16 protein-coding genes are annotated in these 15490 nt (G+C 71.2%); 10 read left to right on the top strand and 6 right to left on the bottom strand.

Translation table 11 applies throughout. The features are described from left to right. The first annotated feature begins 142 nt into the window (after window positions 1–142). Entirely contained in the window at window positions 143–889 is a 747-nt protein-coding gene (locus tag DY262_RS09625) for a DUF2726 domain-containing protein (protein ID WP_070400336.1), read from the top strand. 1 nt (window position 890) lies between these two features. Here the strand turns inward: DY262_RS09625 and glmU are convergent, their stop codons facing one another. Then, window positions 891–2300 (bottom strand): bifunctional UDP-N-acetylglucosamine diphosphorylase/glucosamine-1-phosphate N-acetyltransferase GlmU, encoded by a 1410-nt coding sequence (gene glmU / locus DY262_RS09620; RefSeq protein ID WP_116958698.1) that lies wholly within the window; start codon window positions 2298–2300, stop codon window positions 891–893. Between glmU and DY262_RS09615 the strand changes: the two genes are divergently transcribed. Next, window positions 2299–3207, top strand: coding sequence for a DUF6279 family lipoprotein (locus DY262_RS09615; protein ID WP_116958697.1), 909 nt, complete (start codon window positions 2299–2301; stop codon window positions 3205–3207). The two genes, glmU and DY262_RS09615, sit on opposite strands and share 2 nt — an antisense overlap. Window positions 3208–3225: 18 nt before the next feature. Here DY262_RS09615 and DY262_RS09610 read toward each other — a convergent pair whose 3' ends face one another. From DY262_RS09610 to DY262_RS09600, 3 genes are all read right to left on the bottom strand, one after another. Beyond that, a complete protein-coding gene (locus DY262_RS09610; RefSeq protein ID WP_116958696.1) occupies window positions 3226–4476 on the bottom strand; it encodes an SLC13 family permease in 1251 nt (416 codons plus the stop codon). 206 nt (window positions 4477–4682) lie between these two features. Further along, a complete protein-coding gene (locus DY262_RS09605; RefSeq protein WP_116958695.1) occupies window positions 4683–5663 on the bottom strand; it encodes an MBL fold metallo-hydrolase in 981 nt (326 codons plus the stop codon). Between the two features lie 84 nt (window positions 5664–5747). Continuing rightward, window positions 5748–6359, bottom strand: a complete 612-nt coding sequence (locus DY262_RS09600; protein WP_070400340.1) for a TetR/AcrR family transcriptional regulator — start codon at window positions 6357–6359, stop codon at window positions 5748–5750. Window positions 6360–6393: 34 nt separating this feature from the next. On the opposite strand from DY262_RS09600, the gene DY262_RS09595 reads away from it, so the two are divergent. Continuing rightward, window positions 6394–6765, top strand: coding sequence for a TfoX/Sxy family protein (locus DY262_RS09595; protein ID WP_116958694.1), 372 nt, complete (start codon window positions 6394–6396; stop codon window positions 6763–6765). On the opposite strand, the gene DY262_RS09590 is transcribed toward DY262_RS09595, so the two are convergent. After that, window positions 6751–7212, bottom strand: coding sequence for a DUF2917 domain-containing protein (locus tag DY262_RS09590; RefSeq protein WP_116958693.1), 462 nt, complete (start codon window positions 7210–7212; stop codon window positions 6751–6753). The two genes, DY262_RS09595 and DY262_RS09590, sit on opposite strands and share 15 nt — an antisense overlap. A 115-nt stretch (window positions 7213–7327) precedes the next feature. Between DY262_RS09590 and DY262_RS09585 the strand changes: the two genes are divergently transcribed. Together DY262_RS09585 and DY262_RS09580 are read left to right on the top strand one after the other, a co-directional pair. Continuing rightward, window positions 7328–8353, top strand: a complete 1026-nt coding sequence (locus DY262_RS09585) for a LysR substrate-binding domain-containing protein (protein ID WP_116958692.1) — start codon at window positions 7328–7330, stop codon at window positions 8351–8353. Window positions 8354–8355: 2 nt separating this feature from the next. Further along, window positions 8356–9267: a DMT family transporter gene (locus tag DY262_RS09580; RefSeq protein ID WP_116958691.1), complete on the top strand. Its 912-nt coding sequence runs from the start codon at window positions 8356–8358 to the stop codon at window positions 9265–9267. Window positions 9268–9273: 6 nt separating this feature from the next. On the opposite strand, the gene DY262_RS09575 is transcribed toward DY262_RS09580, so the two are convergent. After that, window positions 9274–9924, bottom strand: a complete 651-nt coding sequence (locus DY262_RS09575) for a 5-formyltetrahydrofolate cyclo-ligase (protein WP_245980917.1) — start codon at window positions 9922–9924, stop codon at window positions 9274–9276. Between the two features lie 27 nt (window positions 9925–9951). On the opposite strand from DY262_RS09575, the gene DY262_RS09570 reads away from it, so the two are divergent. From DY262_RS09570 to DY262_RS09550, 5 genes are all read left to right on the top strand, one after another. Then, entirely contained in the window at window positions 9952–11976 is a 2025-nt protein-coding gene (locus DY262_RS09570; RefSeq protein ID WP_181936462.1) for a lytic transglycosylase domain-containing protein, read from the top strand. 26 nt (window positions 11977–12002) lie between these two features. Further along, window positions 12003–12956, top strand: a complete 954-nt coding sequence (locus DY262_RS09565; RefSeq protein WP_116958690.1) for a complex I NDUFA9 subunit family protein — start codon at window positions 12003–12005, stop codon at window positions 12954–12956. Between the two features lie 102 nt (window positions 12957–13058). Then, complete coding sequence (locus DY262_RS09560; RefSeq protein WP_116958689.1) at window positions 13059–13370, top strand: metal-sensitive transcriptional regulator; 312 nt, start codon at window positions 13059–13061, stop codon at window positions 13368–13370. 110 nt (window positions 13371–13480) lie between these two features. Next, window positions 13481–14179 carry a glutathione S-transferase family protein gene (locus tag DY262_RS09555; protein ID WP_116958688.1) on the top strand — a complete coding sequence of 233 codons (699 nt, stop codon included), beginning with the start codon at window positions 13481–13483 and terminating at the stop codon, window positions 14177–14179. A gap of 58 nt (window positions 14180–14237) precedes the next feature. Further along, a complete protein-coding gene (locus DY262_RS09550) occupies window positions 14238–15428 on the top strand; it encodes a tRNA nucleotidyltransferase/poly(A) polymerase-related protein (RefSeq protein ID WP_116958687.1) in 1191 nt (396 codons plus the stop codon). Window positions 15429–15490: the final 62 nt, after the last annotated feature.

Genomic DNA, 15490 nt, shown 5'->3' with positions numbered 1-15490 from the left:
CTTAAACAGCGCCTTGGGGGCATTGCAAAACGCACACTTCCTCAGTCGTGGGGAGAGACGGGATTGACGGCCCCGATCGGCTGTTACAACCTCATACAATCTCAAGCTTGCTCAAAAAAGCGGCATCTCTCCAGGAGGTTTCATGGACATGATGGTGACGGGTTCGGTGATCGCGGCGGTGGTGCTGGCGCTGTGCGTCTGGCTCTACCTGCGCTTCATGCGGGCCCAGGACGACGGCCGCGACGACCGCTATGGGCCGGAGCGCATCCTGTCGGCCGAGCAGGTGGCCATGCTCGACTACCTGCAGGACACCTTCCCCGGCCAGGTGGTGCTGCCCAACATCAACCTCGGACAGATGCTGTCGGTGCGCCGCGCCGCGAGCAAGAAGGCCGCGAAGGAGCGCCTGCGCGAGCACCGCGTGGACTTCGTGGTGTGCGCCACCGACGGCCGCCCCACCTTCGCCTTCGACATCGAGCAGTACCACCTGAGCAACGCCGAGGCCAAGAGCCAGCGCACGAAGGTGAAGAACCGCATCCTCAAGACCGCTGGCGTGCGCTTCGTCTTTCTCAAGAATGGCATCCACCGCATGCCCTCGCCGGCCGAGTTCCGCGAGCAGCTCAACCTGGTGGAACTGCCCAAGCCCAAGGCGCCTGCGCCCAAGCCGGCCGATGAGCGCGACAGCGTGATGCAGCAGCTGGAAACGCAGATGTCCGGCTTCGACGACCGCTATGGCCGCTCGGGCTACCGCGACTCCGAGGTGCTGGGCCTGAGCGGCCTGATGGACCTGGAAGACGAACTCAAACCGCGCGAGCAGCGCCGCCGCGGCGGCGCTGGCGGCGGCGACAGCCGCTACGACGGCAGTTCGTTCGACGTGCGCGGCGGGCGCTGAGTCAAGAGGCCTTCGGGGCCTTCTTCGGCCGAGCCCAGCCCGCGATGCTGGCCTGGCGGCCACGCGCCACGGCCAGCGCCCCGGGCTCGGTGCTCTTGGTGATGGTCGAGCCCGCGCCCACCGTGCCGCCCGCGCCGATGGTGACCGGCGCCACCAGCACGCAGTTGCTGCCCACGTGCACGTCGGCCTCGATCACGGTGCGGTGCTTGTTGGCGCCGTCGTAGTTGGCGGTGATGCTGCCCGCACCGTAGTTGACGCGCTCGCCCACGGTGGCATCGCCCAGGTAGGCCAGGTGGTTGGCCTTGGCACCCGCGGCCAGGGTGCTGTTCTTCACCTCGACGAAGTTGCCGATGTGCACCTCGGCGCCCAGGTCCGCCCCGGGGCGCAGGCGCGCGAAGGGGCCGACCAGCGCGCCCGGGCCCACGCGCACGCCGGCCGCTTCGCCGTCGATGTGGGTGAAGGGATGGATCACCGCGCCGGCACCGATGCGCGCGTTGGCGATCACGCAGTTCGCGCCGATGCGCACGCCGTCCCCGAGTTCGACGCGGCCCTCGAACACGGTGTTGACGTCGATTTCCACGTCCTGCCCGCAGACCAGCTCGCCGCGCACGTCGAAGCGCGCCGGGTCGGCCAGGCGAACGCCATCGGCCATGAAGCGGTTCGCCAGGCGCCGCTGGTAGGCGCGCTCCAGCTCGGCCAGCTGCTGCGGGCTGTTCACACCGGCCACCTGAACGGCGTCGCCGGTGACGATGGCGCGCACCTCGCGGCCCTCGGCCACGGCGTGCTTCACCACGTCGGTGAGGTAGTACTCGCCCTGGCTGTTGTCGTTCGTCAGCCGGGCCAGCAAGGGCTTGAGCAGGGCCGCGGGGGCGGCCATCACGCCGCTGTACCACTCGGTCAGGCGGCGCTGCTCGGCGTTCGCGTCCTTGTGCTCCACGATGGCCCGCACCGAGCGCCCGGCGTCCGCGGCGCGCACGATGCGGCCGTAGCCGCTGGCGTCTTCGCCGGTGTCCACGCTGAGCAGCGCCAGGTGCTGCCCGGCGCAGGCCGCGATCAGCTCGCGCAGCGTGTCCGGCTCGATCAGGGGCACGTCGCCATTGAGCACCAGCACGACGCCGTCGTCGGCCAGCACCGGCACCGCCTGCTGCACCGCATGCCCGGTGCCCAGTTGCGGCTCCTGGCGCACGAAGCGCAGGGCCGTGGCGGCGGGCGCCGTCAGGCCGGCCTCCACCCGCTCGGCGCCATGGCCCGTGATCACCACCACCGAGCGCGCCGACAACCCCGCGGCGCAGTCGATCACATGCTGGGCCAGCGCGCGGCCGCCCAGTCGGTGCAACACTTTGGGCCGTTGGCTTTTCATGCGGGTGCCCTTGCCCGCGGCCATCACCACCACATCCACCGGTAACGACATGAAGACCTCTTTCGCGTACGCCGGACGCGGCCAGGGGGGCGGCGCCGGAACGCGGCGGATTATCGCCCGCGCCCTGCTGGTCCTGGCCGTGGCCGCCCTGCTGGCCGCCTGCACCACCGCGCGCTTCGCCTACAACCAGGCGCCCCACTTCAGCTACTGGTGGCTGGACAGCCATTTCGATTTCGACGACGCGCAGGCCGAGCAGGTGCGCGGCGACATCGACGCCTTCTTCGCCTGGCACCGGCGCGAGGAGTTGCCCGCCGCGGCGGGACTGCTGCGCCAGTGGCAGGCCATGGCCGCACGCGAACTCACGGCGCACGAGGTGTGCACGCAGTTCGAGACCGTGCGCGCCCGCCTCGTCGGCGCGGGCGAGCGGCTGATTCCCCCTTTCGCCCGCCTGGTCCCCCAGTTGAGCGCCGCGCAGCTGCAGCAGCTGCAGCGCCGCCAGGCGCGCAGCGACGAGGAGTTCGCGCGCGACTTCCTGCGCGGTTCGCCCGAGCAGCGCCTGCAGCGCCGGCTGGACCAGGCGGTCTCGCGCAGCGAGACGTTCTACGGCCCGCTCAGCGCGGCGCAGCGTGAGCTGCTGCGCCGCTGGCTCGCCGAGTCGCCCTGGGACCCTGAGCGCGCCCAGGCCGAGCGCCAGCGCCGCCAGGCCGATCTGTTGCAGACGCTTCGCCGCATCCAGGCCGAGCCCGCCCAGGCACAGCAGGCGCTGCAGGCGCACCTGCAGCGCCTGCAACACTCGCCCACGCCGGGCTACCAGGCCTACAGCGACGCCGGCGTGCGCCACGGCTGCGCGCAATTCGCCGCACTGCACAACAGCACCACCCCCGAGCAGCGGCGCAAAGCCGTGCGCGAACTGCAGTCGTACGAACGCGACATGGAAGTGCTCAGCGCCCAGCGCTGAGCCGCGTGGCCGCCGGGCTCAGGCCCCCCAGCGCAGCCAGATCCAGATCACCCCCAGCGACAGCAGCGTCACCGGCGTGCCCACCACGGCGTGGCGCCGCCAGTCGATGACGATGCCCTGGGCGCGAGCCAGGTCGACCACGATGAGGTTGGCGATGGAGCCCACCAGCAGCAGGTTGCCCGCGAAGGTGGTCGCCAGCGCCAGCAGCACCCCCGCGCCAGGCTCGCCCGACAGGTGCGGCAGCAGCAGCATCACCGCCGGCACGTTGGACACCAGGTTGGACAGAACCACGCCCACCACCATCAGCGGGCCGGGATCGGTGAGGCGCACGCCCTGCCCCGCCAGCCAGGCCACGGCCTGGGCCGACAGGCCCGTGCGTTCGAAGGCGTGGTTCACCACGAACAGGCCCATGAACAGGATCAGCAGCGGCCAGTCCACCAGCCTCAGGAACTCGGCCGAGGCCAGCCGGCGGCTGAGCAGCAGCAGGGCCGCGCCCACCAGGGCCATCACTTCGTGCGGGCCGTCGCGAAAGAGGAACAGGCCCATCAGCGCCCCCGCCACCACCAGGCCCTTGGTGGTTTGCCACATGTCCAGCGGCGGGTCGCTGGAGCGCCGGTCGGTGGCCGGCAAGGGCTCGACGCGCACGTGCGGCACGCACACCAGCCAGCCCCACAGCAGCACCAGGCTGATGAGCACCGGCACCCCGGCCGCGCGCGCGTAACCCGCGAAGTCGAGCCGCAGCACCGAGCCGATCAGCATGTTCTGCGGGTTGCCGATGAGCGTGGCGGCCGATCCGATGTTGGCCGCGCAGGCCAGGCCGATGAGAAAGGGCAGCGGGTTGGCGCCGCGCCGCAGGCACAGGCGCGCCACGATGGGCGTCATGGCCAGGCAGACCACGTCGTTGGAAAACACGGCCGACAGCGCGGCCGCCACGGCGATCAGGGCGGCCAGCAGGGCGTTGTCCGACAGCGGCAGCGCGCCCACGCGCTGCGTGAGGGTGGCGTAGAAGCCGCCCAGGCGCATTTGCGCCGAGATGACCATGAAGGCGAACAGCAGCAGGATGGTGGGCAGGTCGATGGCCTGGGCCGCCTCGACCACGCCCATGCCCGAGACCGCGATCACGGCGATGGCGCCGAGCAAGGCCACGCCCGAACGGTCGAGCCGCAGGCGCGGCAGGCCGCCGAGGAACATGCCGAGGTAGACCACGCCAAAGATGGCGATGACGGCCCAGTCGGTGGCGGCGTTCAGCAGGGGGTCGTTGGAGGGCATGGAGCGCGCATCGTAGCGGCGGACAGCAAAAAGCCGCCCGAAGGCGGCTTCTCGAAGGGTGCGACCCGAGGACGGGCGGCTCTGTTGGCTTGCAGGCCCGCCCGCTGCGCGCTCAGGCCTGCAAGGCCGTGGGGACTTGTAGGCCCGCCCGCTGCGCGTTCAGGCCTGCAAGGCCGTGGGGACTTGTAGGCCCGCCCGCTGCGCGCTCAGGCCTGCAAGGCCGACCACATCTCCTTGTCGCGCTCGGCCGTCCAGATGCGGGGGTTCTTGATGCCCTTGGCTTCGTCGAAGGCGCGGCTGACGTCGAAGGGCAGGCAGTGTTCGTAGATGAAGACGTGGCCGAACACCGGGTCCATGCTCTTGCGGGTGTGGGCCATGGCGGCCTTGAGGTCCATGCCCGCGGCCGCGGCTTCCTTGCCGGCCTGGAACAGGGTGGTGACCCAGCGCTTGGTGTAGTCCAGCGCCTTGTTCACGTCGGCATTGCCCTTCATGGCTTCGCCACGGCCCGGCACGATGGCCTCGGCCTTGAGCGCGCGCAGGGCCTCCAGCGTGGCGGGCCATTCCTCGAGCTGGGCGTCGCCGGTGTACACGCCAGCCTCGTACTCGACCAGGTCGCCGCTGAACAGCACTTTTTCTTCTTCCACCCAGGCGATGGTGTCGCCGCGCGTGTGGCCCTGGCCCGGGTGCCAGATCTCGACCTTCACACCGCCCAGGTCCACCGTGAGCGAGCCCTGGCGGCCGGGTTGGCCATCACCGATGACCATGGTGGGCCAGGTCAGGCCGGGCACGCTGTCGGCGCCGCGGAACAGGCGCGGGAAGCGCTCCATCTCGCTTTGCATGTCCTCGGCGCCGCGCTCGACGATGAGCTCGTAGGTGCCGCGGCTGGCGATGATTTCGGTGGCGCCTTCGGCCAGGTAGGCACTGGCGCCCAGCACGCGCACCGCGTGGTAGTGGGTCAGCAGCACGTACTTGATGGGCTTGTCGCTGACCTGGCGGATGCGCTGAATCAGGTCCTGCGCCATGGCGGGCGTGGCCGTGGCGTCGCTGACCATGATGAACTTCTCGCCAATGATCACGCCCGAGTTCGGGTCGCCTTCGGCGGTGTAGGCCCAGCAGTGCGGGCTGAGCTGCTCGAAGGTGATCTTCTTGTCCTGCAGGTCGGCTTGGGAAGCGAAGGCTTTGCTCATGGGGTCTGTCTCCGGTGGGGGAAGCTTCAATTTTAACTAAACGAAATTCATTTCATATAAGTAAACGCCAAAATCCCCTCGGATTCAGTCGGGCCGGCGCCCGGCCAGCCCGTTTTCCAGCACCGCCACCACCTCCTCGGCGAAGCCCGCGTAACTCATGGGACCGCCCGGGCGCAGCCAGATGAAGGTCCAGTTGATCATGCCGAACAGCATCATGGTGAGGGCGGTCTGGTTGGTGGGGGTCACGCGCTCGGGGTAGGCGCGGCGGATGAAGCGCGTGAAGGCCGCCACCACGTCGCGCTGGCGGTTCACCACCAGTTCGCGCTGCGCCGGCCCGAGGAACTTGGTGTCGGACACCAGGGCCGCGTGGCGCGTGGCGCTGGTTTCGTACTCGGCCAGGAAGGCGCGCACCAGCTCGCTCAGCGCGTCGCGCTCGGACAGGTTCTTGCGCTGGGCGCGGCCCTCGGCCTCGCCGATGAGGGCCAGCAGGCGCTGGGTGTAGCGGTCCAGCAGGTCGAACAGGATCGCTTCCTTGCTCTCGTAATAGTGGTACAGCCGCGCCTTGCTGGTGCCACAGGCCTTGGCGATGTCGTTCATGCTGGCGGCCGGGAAGCTCTGGCGCGCGAAGCACTGGGCGGCGACGTCGAGGATTTCGTCGCGTTTGAGGTCATGGGTAGCGGACTTGGGGCGAGCCATGTCAGGATTCTGCCTCCCGCCTTTTCATTCGCCCATGCCCGCCGCCCCCGACCCCTTCGTCGAACACGTCTGTGAACTGCTGTCGCCACTGGGCCCCGTGGTGGCCCGGCGCATGTTCGGGGGCTGGGGCCTGTCGGTGGACGGCATGAACGTGGGCCTGGTGGCCTGGAACACGCTGTACCTGAAGGGCAATGCCGAGACCGAGCCGCGCTGGCTGGCGGCGGGCTGCCAGCCCTTCGTCTACGAGGCCAAAGGCAAGCCCATGCGGCTGAACTACTTCACGGCGCCCGAGGAGGCGATGGAATCGCCCGCCCTCATGCAGCCCTGGGCGCGACTGGCGCTGCAAGCCGCGGTGGCTGCGCGCGCGCCGCGCAAGAAGGCCGCTGCGCGATCAAGGCGGGTTTGACTCGAAGCGCGAGAGCACGCGGCCGCGGCCGGCGACGAGGAACTCGGTGTAGCCCAGCACGCCGCGCAGCAGCCGGCCAAAGGCCAGCGCGGCCTGGCCCAGCGCGAGCGCGAGTTCGCGCGAGGGCTTGACCACGTCACGCGAGAAGCGCTGCGGACGGGCCTCGGCCTGCGGCAGCACGCTCCAGTCGAAGCGCAGGGCGTCGCCGCGGCTCCAGGGCTCCATCACCAGATGGGCGCCGGCCGGCACGAGCAGCGATTCGCCGGCGCAGACGCGGTGGTCGCCGAGGCCGTCGGCCTGGTGCGGCAGGTTCAGCGTGACCCAGGCGCGCCCGGCGGTGATGAGCAGGCGGCTGTCTTCGGCGGGACGCAGGCTGATGGCCCGGTGGGCGCCCACAGCGAAGCCGGGGCGCTGCGAGGTTGATGCCGATTCGGAACGGGTTTCCATGGGGTTTCTCCATGCGCCAGGGGGTATTGGCGCGGATGTGATCCTCGGGCTTGGAGCGCAACACGTCCAATGAAAGCCGGCTAAGCTATTGATTCGTCCACCGCATCAATCGCTCATGAGCCTGACGCCCCGCCACCCCCGCACCCGCCCCATTGGCATGGGGCACCTGCGCGCCTTCGAGGCGGTCGCGCGGCACCTGAACTTCCGCGCCGCGGCGGAAGAGCTGTCGCTCACGCAAAGCGCGGTGAGCCGGCAGATCCAGTCGCTGGAGGACGAGGTGGGCACCTCGCTGTTCCTGCGCCACACGCGCGCGGTGGAGCTCACCAGCGCGGGCGGCATGCTGCTGCGCGCCGCCTCCAGCGCGCTCGAGCGCGTGGACCACACCGTGCGCCACATCCGCCAGAACGCCGGGCGCAAGAGCGTGGCCATCACCACCTGGGCCTCGTTCGCCTCGATGTGGCTGATCCCGCGCCTGGAAGCCTTCCAGCGCGACCACCCCGACATCGATATCCGCATCGACGCCACCGATTCCGCGGTGGACCTGGCCACCGCGGACGTCGACATGGCGCTGCGCTACGCCGTGCCGCAGGCGGTGCCACCGGGCGCGGTGCGCCTGTTCGGCGAAAAACTCACGCCCGTGGCCAGCCCCTGGCTGCTGCAAAGCCACCCCATCCAGCGCATCGAGGACCTGGCCGGCTGTTCACTCATCGAGGCCGGCGACGCGCACCGCACGCGCCACCTGGAATGGCTCACCTGGCAGCGCTGGCTGGACCACTTCGCCGGCCCCGAGCCCGCGCCGCGCGGGCGCAAGGGGGCCAGCAGCAAGCCGCGCCTGAACCCGCAGCGCTGGCTGTACTTCAACTACGCGCAGCAGATCGTGCAGGCGGCCATCATCGGCCAGGGGGTGGCGCTGGCGCGCCTGCCGCTGGTGGCCGAGAGCCTGGCCAGCGGCGCGCTGGTGGAGCCGCTGCCGCACACGCGCATCGACTCACCGCTGGTGTACTGGCTGGTGCTGGCGCCGCGCAGCGAGCAGCGGCCCGAGGTGAAGGCCTTCGCCGACTGGCTGCTCGGCCAGGCCGCCGCCACGCGCAGCGCCATTGGCGACGTACCGGACCCCGACACCGTCGACAACATCGATTGACCATGAACGCGTCTCGTCACAGCGGCAACCTCCGCAGCATCGTCGCCATGCTCATCGCCGTGGGCTTCTTCGCGCTCATGGACGCGGTGCTCAAGACCCTGTCGGCGCGCTACCCGGCGCTGCAGATCGCCGCGCTGCGCGGCCTGACCGCGCTGCCGCTGGTGCTGGCCTACATCGCCTGGCGCGGCACCTGGCACACGGTGCTGCGCGCGCGCTGGCCGCTGCACGCGCTGCGCGGCGTGCTGGGCATCGTCATGCTCACGCTGTTCACGCTGGGCGTGCGCACGCTGCCGCTGTCGGCCGCCTACACCCTGTTCTTCATCGCCCCGCTGCTGATCACCGCGCTGTCGGTGCCGGTCCTCAAGGAGCGCGTGCCGCCCGCGCACTGGTGGGCCATCGCGGTGGGCTTCGGTGGCGTGCTCATCGCCCTGCGGCCCAGCGGCAGCGACCTGCAGGCCGGCCTGGCCACCGCGGGCGGGCTGGCCATCCTGGGCGCGGCGCTGTGCTACGCCGTGGCCGCCGTGGCGGGCCGCCTGGCCAGCCGCAGCGACAGCAGCGAATCGCTGATCCTCACCATGATGCTGTCCATGGCCGTGGGCGCGGGGCTGCTCGCGCTGCCGAACTGGCTGCCGATCGCGCGCGCCGACCTGCCGCTGCTGCTGGCGCTCGCCATCACGGGGTTTTGCGGCCAGCTCGCCATCACCGAGGCCTTCCGCCACGGCCAGGCCTCCATCGTGGCGCCCTTCGAATACAGCGCGCTCGCCTGGGGGCTGGGGCTGGACTGGCTGATCTGGCAGACGCTGCCGGGCGCGCACACCTGGCTGGGTGCCGCCATCGTGGTGGGCAGCGGGATCTACCTGGTCCGCCACGAGCGCCGCATCACCGAGGCGCACGCCACGGCCGAGCACCCCTGAGACCACTCAGTTCACCGGCCAGGCCACGCCGGTGTCGCACAGCACGGCGTCCAGCGGCACGTCATGCGGCTCGGGCCGCAGCATGGGCAGGAAGGCGAAGTCGTAGCCCAGCCCCACCGTGAACGGCCGGGGTCGCAAGGTGGCCAGCGTGCGGTCGTAGAAGCCGCCGCCGTAGCCCAGGCGGTAGCCGCCCGGTCCGTACCCGACGCAGGGCACGAAGATCAGCGTGGGATGGACGATCTCGGTGTCCTTGGGCTTGGGGATGCCGTAGGCGTCCTCCTCCATGGGGCAGCCGGGGTACCAGGTGTAGAAGGTCAGCGTCTTGTCGATCTTGTTCACCACCGGCAGGGCGATGCGGCGGTGCCGCTGCTGGCCCTGCGCGTCTTCTTCGAGCCCCGCTTCCTGCCAGCGAAACAGCGCGGGCAGCGGATCGAACTCGCCCTTGATGGGCCAGTAGGCGCCGATGACGCTGTCGGGCCGGTTCACCAGCCACACGCGCATCACCCGCTGCAACTGGTCGTTTCGCCACAGGCGGTCGCCGAGGCGCCGGCGCTTGTCCACCAGCGCCTTGCGCCACTGAGCCTTCTGCTCGCCGGGCGTGCCGCCGGCCGTCTTGTTCACGGGCGGTGGGGAACTCTGGCCGTCGTTGCTGTCCATAATCGGCTGGTGGTCACGAAGGTCGATATGCAGGGATTTCGCAAGCGCTGGATGGCGCGTTTCGCGGCCCGTCCCATTCAGGGGGCGCGGCTCATTATGGCGGCGCTGCTGCTGCCTTCCATGGCGTGGGCGCAGAACGCCGCGTCCGACCAGACCCTGCTCGCCATGAGCGAAGCCTACCGCCGCGGCCAGTCCGGCGAACTCACGCGCCTGCTGCCCGGCGCGCGCGGCCATGTGCTGGAGCCGCTGGCGCGCTACTGGGAAATGCGCCTGCGGCTGGACAGCGCGCCCGCGCCTGAGATCCGCGCCGCACTCGACGCCATGGCCGGCACCTACTGGGAGGACCGGCTGCGCAACGACTGGCTGCTGCAGCTGGGCAAGGCGCGCGACTGGGCGCGCTTCGAGACCGAGCGCCCGCTGTTCCGCATGAACGACGACCGCCAGGTCACGTGCTACACGGTCATGCTGGACGCCGCCGGCAGCCGGCTGCCGCCCGAGGTGGCGGCCGAGCGCGTGCGCGAGCTCTGGCTGGCGCAGCGCGACGCCGAGGACGGCTGCGCCACCGCCGCGCAGGCCCTGCTGGCCAGCGGCCACCTGCGACCCGCCGTGGCCTGGCAGCGCGCGCGGCTCATGATGGAAGTCGGCCGCGGCCGCGCGGCCAGCCAGGCCGTGGGCCTGGTGCAGCCCGAGGCGGTGCCCACGGTGGACGCCGTCGCGGCCAACCCGGCGAAGTACCTCGACGACAAGATCACCGCGATCCGCCCGCGCACCAAGGAGCTGGTCACGCTGGCCATCATCCGCCTGGCTTCGCAGGACCCGGCGGCCGCGGCCAGCGAACTCGACAGCCTGAAGTGGCGCGCCCAGCTCACGGCCGAGGAGCGCGGCTGGCTCTGGGGCGTGATCGGCAAACGCAGCGCGCAGCGCCTGCAGGCCGAGGCGCTGGGCTACTTCGCGCGCGGCGAGCTGCGCTTCATGACCGACGACCACCTGGCCTGGATGGCGCGCGCCGGCCTGCGCCTGGGCCGCTGGGACGCGGTGCGCGACGCCATCTACGCCATGAGTCCCGCGCAGCGCGGCGAAACCGGCTGGACCTATTGGCGCGCGCGCACCATCGAAGCCCTGCAGGACCCCGACGCCAGCGTGGCGCGCGCCCAGGCGCGCGAGATCTACGAGACCATCGCCTCGCCGCGCGACTTCCACGGCATGCTGGCCATGGAGTCGCTGGGCCTGCCCATCGTGGCACCCACGCCACCCGAGCCCCTGACGGCCGAGGAGCGCCGCGCCGCCGAACAGAACCCCGGCCTGCGCCGCGCGCTCACCGCCATCCGCCTGGGCCTGCGCGGCGAAGGCGTGCGCGAGTGGAATTACCAGGTCGCGCTGCACGCACCCGGCGGCATGGGCGACCGCGAGCTGCTCGCCGCCGCCGACCTGGCCTGCCGAGAACAGCTGTGGGACCGCTGCATCAACACCAGCCAGCGCACCCGCGAGGCCATCGACATGCAGCAGCGCTTTCCCACGCCGCACCGCGAGCAGGTGGTGGCCCGCACGCGCGACATCGGCCTGGACCCGGCCTACGTGTATGGCCTGATTCGCCAGGAGAGCCGCTTCGTGGTGGAGGCGCGCTCGCAGGTGGGTGCCTCGGGCCTGATGCAGGTGATGCCGGCCACCGCGCGCTGGACGGCCCGCAAGATCGGCCTGTCCAACTTCCAGCCGCAGCAGATCGGCGAGCGCGACACCAACATCCAGATCGGCACCGCCTACCTCAAGTTCGCGCTCGACGACTTCGAGGGCTCGATGCCGCTGGCCGCGGCCGCCTACAACGCCGGCCCCGGCCGCGCGCGCGCCTGGCGCAACGGCCCCGTGCTGCCCGGCGAGATCTGGGCCGAGAACATCCCCTTCGAGGAAACGCGCGACTACGTGCAGCGCGTGCTCACCAACACCGTCAACTACGCCGCGCTCATGAGCGGCGCGCCACAGTCGCTGCGCCAGCGGCTGGGCACCGTCGGGCCGCGCAGCGTGGCGGCACCGGCGGAGAACACCGAGTTGCCATAAGGAGCCATCGCCCCAGGAGGTGCGTCATGAAGAAGGTCCTCGTGCTCGGCGGCACCGGCTTTGTCGGCCGCCACGTCTGCGAGAAGCTGCAGCGGCGCGGCTGGCACATCACGGTGCCCACGCGCCAGCCGGCCAAGGCCACCGCCGTGCTTCCCCTGCCGCGCGTGACGGTGGTCGAGGCCGACGTGCACGACACGCGCCAGCTGCTGCGCCTCATGGAGGGGCAGCACGCGGTGGTCAATCTGGTGGCCATCCTGCACGGCGACGAGGCCGCCTTCGAACGCGTGCACGTGGAGCTGCCACTGGCCATCGCCGAGGCCTGTCTGGCCGACGCGGCCTGCCGCCTGGTGCACCTCAGCGCCCTCGGCGCCTCGCTCGACGGCCCCTCCATGTACCAGCGCAGCAAGGCGCGCGGCGAAGAGGTGCTGCGCGCCTCGGGCCTGGCCCTCACCCTGCTGCGCCCCAGCGTCATCTTCGGGCGCGGCGACCGCTTCCTCAACCTGTTCGCGCGGCTGCAGCGCTTCTCCCCGCTGCTGCCGCTGGCCGGCGCCGACACGCGCCTGCAGCCGGTGTGGGTGGAAGACGTGGCCGAGGCGGTCGCGGCCTGCCTGGACGACGACGAGCGGGGGCGCGCCAGCATCGGCCGCACCATCGAGTGCGCGGGGCCGGAGGTGCTGGAGCTGCGCGAGCTGGTGCGGCTCGCCGGCCGGCTGGGCAGTACCCCGCGTCCCGTGGTCCCCTTGCCGCTGGCCGTTGGCCGCTGGCAAGCCGCTCTGCTGGAACTGCTGCCCGGCGAGCCGCTCATGAGCCGCGACAACGTGGCCTCGCTGTCGGTGCCCAACGTCGCCAGCGGCGCGCTGCCGGGCCTGGACAGCCTGGGCATCGCGCCCGCCAGCGTGCACGCCATCGCGCCCACCTACCTGGGCGAGCGCAACCCGCGCAGCCAGCTACTGCATTTGCGGCAGCAGGCGCGACGTTGATCGCTTCATCATCGCTATCGCGTCCGTCGAACGGTACGGGGGTGGTGTTTCGGGGCACACTCGCGCCTCCGCAAATGAGTACCTTTCACTGATAGGTGGACCATGACCCAGTACGACGGTTTTTCGCCCCCTTCCCGCCACGCCAGCCCACCGCGCAGCGAAAACCAGCGCGATGTGGTCAACCGGCTCAAGCGCATCGAGGGGCAGATCCGCGGTCTCATCGACATGGTGCAGACCGAGCGCTCCTGCGAAGAGGTGGCCCAGCAGATGTCGGCGGCGCGCAAGGCCATGGACAAGGCCTTCTACCGCATGATGGCCTGCTCCCTGATGACCGCCGTCTCCGAGTCCGCGGGTGAAGGATCGGCCATGCGCGACGTGGAGCGCTCCACGCGCATCCTCGAAAAATACGCCTGAGCGCAGCGCACCCGGGCATTCATGACGGGCCCGCATCCATCGGGCCCGTTTTTCGCATCGATTCGGCCGCCGGGGGCGCCTAGCATGCGGGGTTCTCACGGAGCCCGTCCATGCCCCTGCAACTGTTCATCGGCAACAAGAATTACTCGTCCTGGTCCATGCGTCCCTGGGTGCTCATGCGCCAGGCCGGCATCCCGTTCGAGGAAGTCCTCATCCGCTTCGACTCCTTCGAAGCCGACTCCGTCTTCAAACAGCGCGTGAAGGCCGTCAACCCGCTCGGCAAGGTGCCGGCACTGGTCGACGACGGCTTCGCCATCTGGGACTCGCTGGCCATCGCCGAGTACCTGGCCGAACGCTTCCCCGACAAGTCGCTCTGGCCCACCGACGCCCGCCAGCGCGCCCGCGCGCGCAGCGTCTGCGCGGAGATGCACAGCGGCTTCTCGGCCCTGCGCAACCACTGCCCCATGAACATCGAGGCCTCGCTGCCCGAGACCGGCGCCCTGCTCTGGCGCGACCAGGCCGGCCTGCGCGCCGACGTCGCGCGCCTGGAGGCGATGTGGGGCGAGCTGCTCGCCGCCCAGCCCGACGACGGCCTGCTGTTCGGCGCCTTCAGCATCGCCGACGCCTTCTTCGCGCCCGTGTGCACGCGCATCCGCACCTACGCCCTGCCGGTGTCGGATGGGGTACGTGCCTACGTCGACCGCGCGCTCGCCCTGCCCGGCGTAAGGTCCTGGGTGGACGGCGCCCTGAAAGAGCGCGACTTCATCGATTTCGACGAGCCCTACCGCCTGCGCCCGGCCGCCCGCTGACACCCACGGCCGGGCCCCGCGCGGGACCGGCCCGAACCGGCCACCTACACTCGCGCCCATGCAGATCTATCTGGTGGGCGGCGCGGTGCGCGACGCGCTCATGGCGCGCGAACTCGGGCTGCCGGCACCCGCGCAGGCCGACCGCGACTGGGTCGTCGTCGGCGCCACGCCCCAGGCCATGGTGGCCGAGGGCTACGAGCCCGTGGGGCGCGACTTTCCCGTCTTCCTGCACCCCCGCACCCACGAGGAATACGCGCTCGCGCGCACCGAGCGCAAGACGGCCCCCGGCTACCACGGCTTCGCCTTCCACGCCGAGCCCGACGTCACGCTCGAACAAGACCTGGCGCGCCGCGACCTCACCATCAACGCCATGGCCGTGGCGGCGCAGGACGCCGAGCACCCCGACAGCGCCCCGCTGATCGACCCCTGGGGCGGCCTGGCCGACCTGCGCGCGCGCACGCTGCGCCACGTCACCGAGGCCTTCGCCGAGGACCCGGTACGCATCCTGCGGCTGGCGCGTTTTCGGGCGCGCTGGCCCGGCTTCGACGCCGCGCCCGAAACCGCCGCGCTGATGCGCGCCATGGTCGAGCGCGGCGAGGCCGACCACCTGGTGGCCGAGCGCGTGTGGCAGGAGGTGTCGCGCGGCCTGATGGAGGCCCGGCCCGGCCGGCTGCTCGACACCCTGCGCGACTGCGGCGCCCTGCCCCGGCTGTTGCCGCCGGCCGCGCGAGCGCAGGCGGGCCGGCTGCCCACGGCGCTGCCCGGCGAGGCCGACGGCCACCCGCTGTTCACCGGCGCGTCGCTGGCCGTTCGCTGGGCCTGGCTGGTGGCGCCGCTCGACGCGGCCGCCCAGCAGGCCCTGGGCGCGCACTGGCGCGTGCCCAATGCCCTGCAGGCGCTGGCGCAGATGGCGCAGCGCGAGCGCGCCGACTGGCCCGCGCCCGAGGCCCTGGACGCCACCGAGGCGCTGCGGCGCCTGCTGCGCTGCGACGCCCTGCGCAAACCCGAGCGCTGCCGCGAACTGCTGCGGGTGATCGAGGGCCTGGCCCTGGCGGATCCCGACGGTGGCGACACGGTGCGGCGCAGCATCCGCCGCCTGGACCGGGCGCTGCAGGCCCTGCTGAGCTTCGACAGCGCCGCCGCCGTGCGCCAGGCCCAGGCCGATGGCGCCACGGGGGAGCAGATAGGTGAGCGCCTACACACCGCTCGCCTCCAATATTTGCTGCAACGCGGCATCTGGAACGACTGAAGCCGCGCGCGTCAAGCGCCGGCGCAGTCTCTCACCCAAGGGCTCGGACAAAGCCGCCGCGG

It is taken from the genome of Hydrogenophaga borbori (assembly GCF_003417535.1).
Lineage (GTDB): Bacteria > Pseudomonadota > Gammaproteobacteria > Burkholderiales > Burkholderiaceae_C > Hydrogenophaga > Hydrogenophaga borbori.
The sequence above is the reverse complement of the archived record's forward strand: the minus strand, read 5'-3'. Positions and strand labels throughout refer to the sequence as shown.

What these genes read in the sequence shown, in the direction of transcription:
- DY262_RS09560 (WP_116958689.1), top strand. Translation starts at nt 13,059, where the DNA reads ATGACCCAGTACGACGGTTTTTCGCCCCCTTCCCGCCACGCCAGCCCA.
- DY262_RS09565 (WP_116958690.1), top strand. Translation starts at nt 12,003, where the DNA reads ATGAAGAAGGTCCTCGTGCTCGGCGGCACCGGCTTTGTCGGCCGCCAC.
- DY262_RS09615 (WP_116958697.1), top strand. Translation starts at nt 2,299, where the DNA reads ATGAAGACCTCTTTCGCGTACGCCGGACGCGGCCAGGGGGGCGGCGCC.
- DY262_RS09590 (WP_116958693.1), bottom strand. Translation starts at nt 7,212, where the DNA reads ATGGAAACCCGTTCCGAATCGGCATCAACCTCGCAGCGCCCCGGCTTC.
- DY262_RS09570 (WP_181936462.1), top strand. Translation starts at nt 9,952, where the DNA reads ATGCAGGGATTTCGCAAGCGCTGGATGGCGCGTTTCGCGGCCCGTCCC.
- DY262_RS09575 (WP_245980917.1), bottom strand. Translation starts at nt 9,924, where the DNA reads ATGGACAGCAACGACGGCCAGAGTTCCCCACCGCCCGTGAACAAGACG.
- DY262_RS09580 (WP_116958691.1), top strand. Translation starts at nt 8,356, where the DNA reads ATGAACGCGTCTCGTCACAGCGGCAACCTCCGCAGCATCGTCGCCATG.
- DY262_RS09550 (WP_116958687.1), top strand. Translation starts at nt 14,238, where the DNA reads ATGCAGATCTATCTGGTGGGCGGCGCGGTGCGCGACGCGCTCATGGCG.
- glmU (WP_116958698.1), bottom strand. Translation starts at nt 2,300, where the DNA reads ATGTCGTTACCGGTGGATGTGGTGGTGATGGCCGCGGGCAAGGGCACC.
- DY262_RS09595 (WP_116958694.1), top strand. Translation starts at nt 6,394, where the DNA reads ATGCCCGCCGCCCCCGACCCCTTCGTCGAACACGTCTGTGAACTGCTG.
- DY262_RS09625 (WP_070400336.1), top strand. Translation starts at nt 143, where the DNA reads ATGGACATGATGGTGACGGGTTCGGTGATCGCGGCGGTGGTGCTGGCG.
- DY262_RS09555 (WP_116958688.1), top strand. Translation starts at nt 13,481, where the DNA reads ATGCCCCTGCAACTGTTCATCGGCAACAAGAATTACTCGTCCTGGTCC.
- DY262_RS09610 (WP_116958696.1), bottom strand. Translation starts at nt 4,476, where the DNA reads ATGCCCTCCAACGACCCCCTGCTGAACGCCGCCACCGACTGGGCCGTC.
- DY262_RS09605 (WP_116958695.1), bottom strand. Translation starts at nt 5,663, where the DNA reads ATGAGCAAAGCCTTCGCTTCCCAAGCCGACCTGCAGGACAAGAAGATC.
- DY262_RS09600 (WP_070400340.1), bottom strand. Translation starts at nt 6,359, where the DNA reads ATGGCTCGCCCCAAGTCCGCTACCCATGACCTCAAACGCGACGAAATC.
- DY262_RS09585 (WP_116958692.1), top strand. Translation starts at nt 7,328, where the DNA reads ATGAGCCTGACGCCCCGCCACCCCCGCACCCGCCCCATTGGCATGGGG.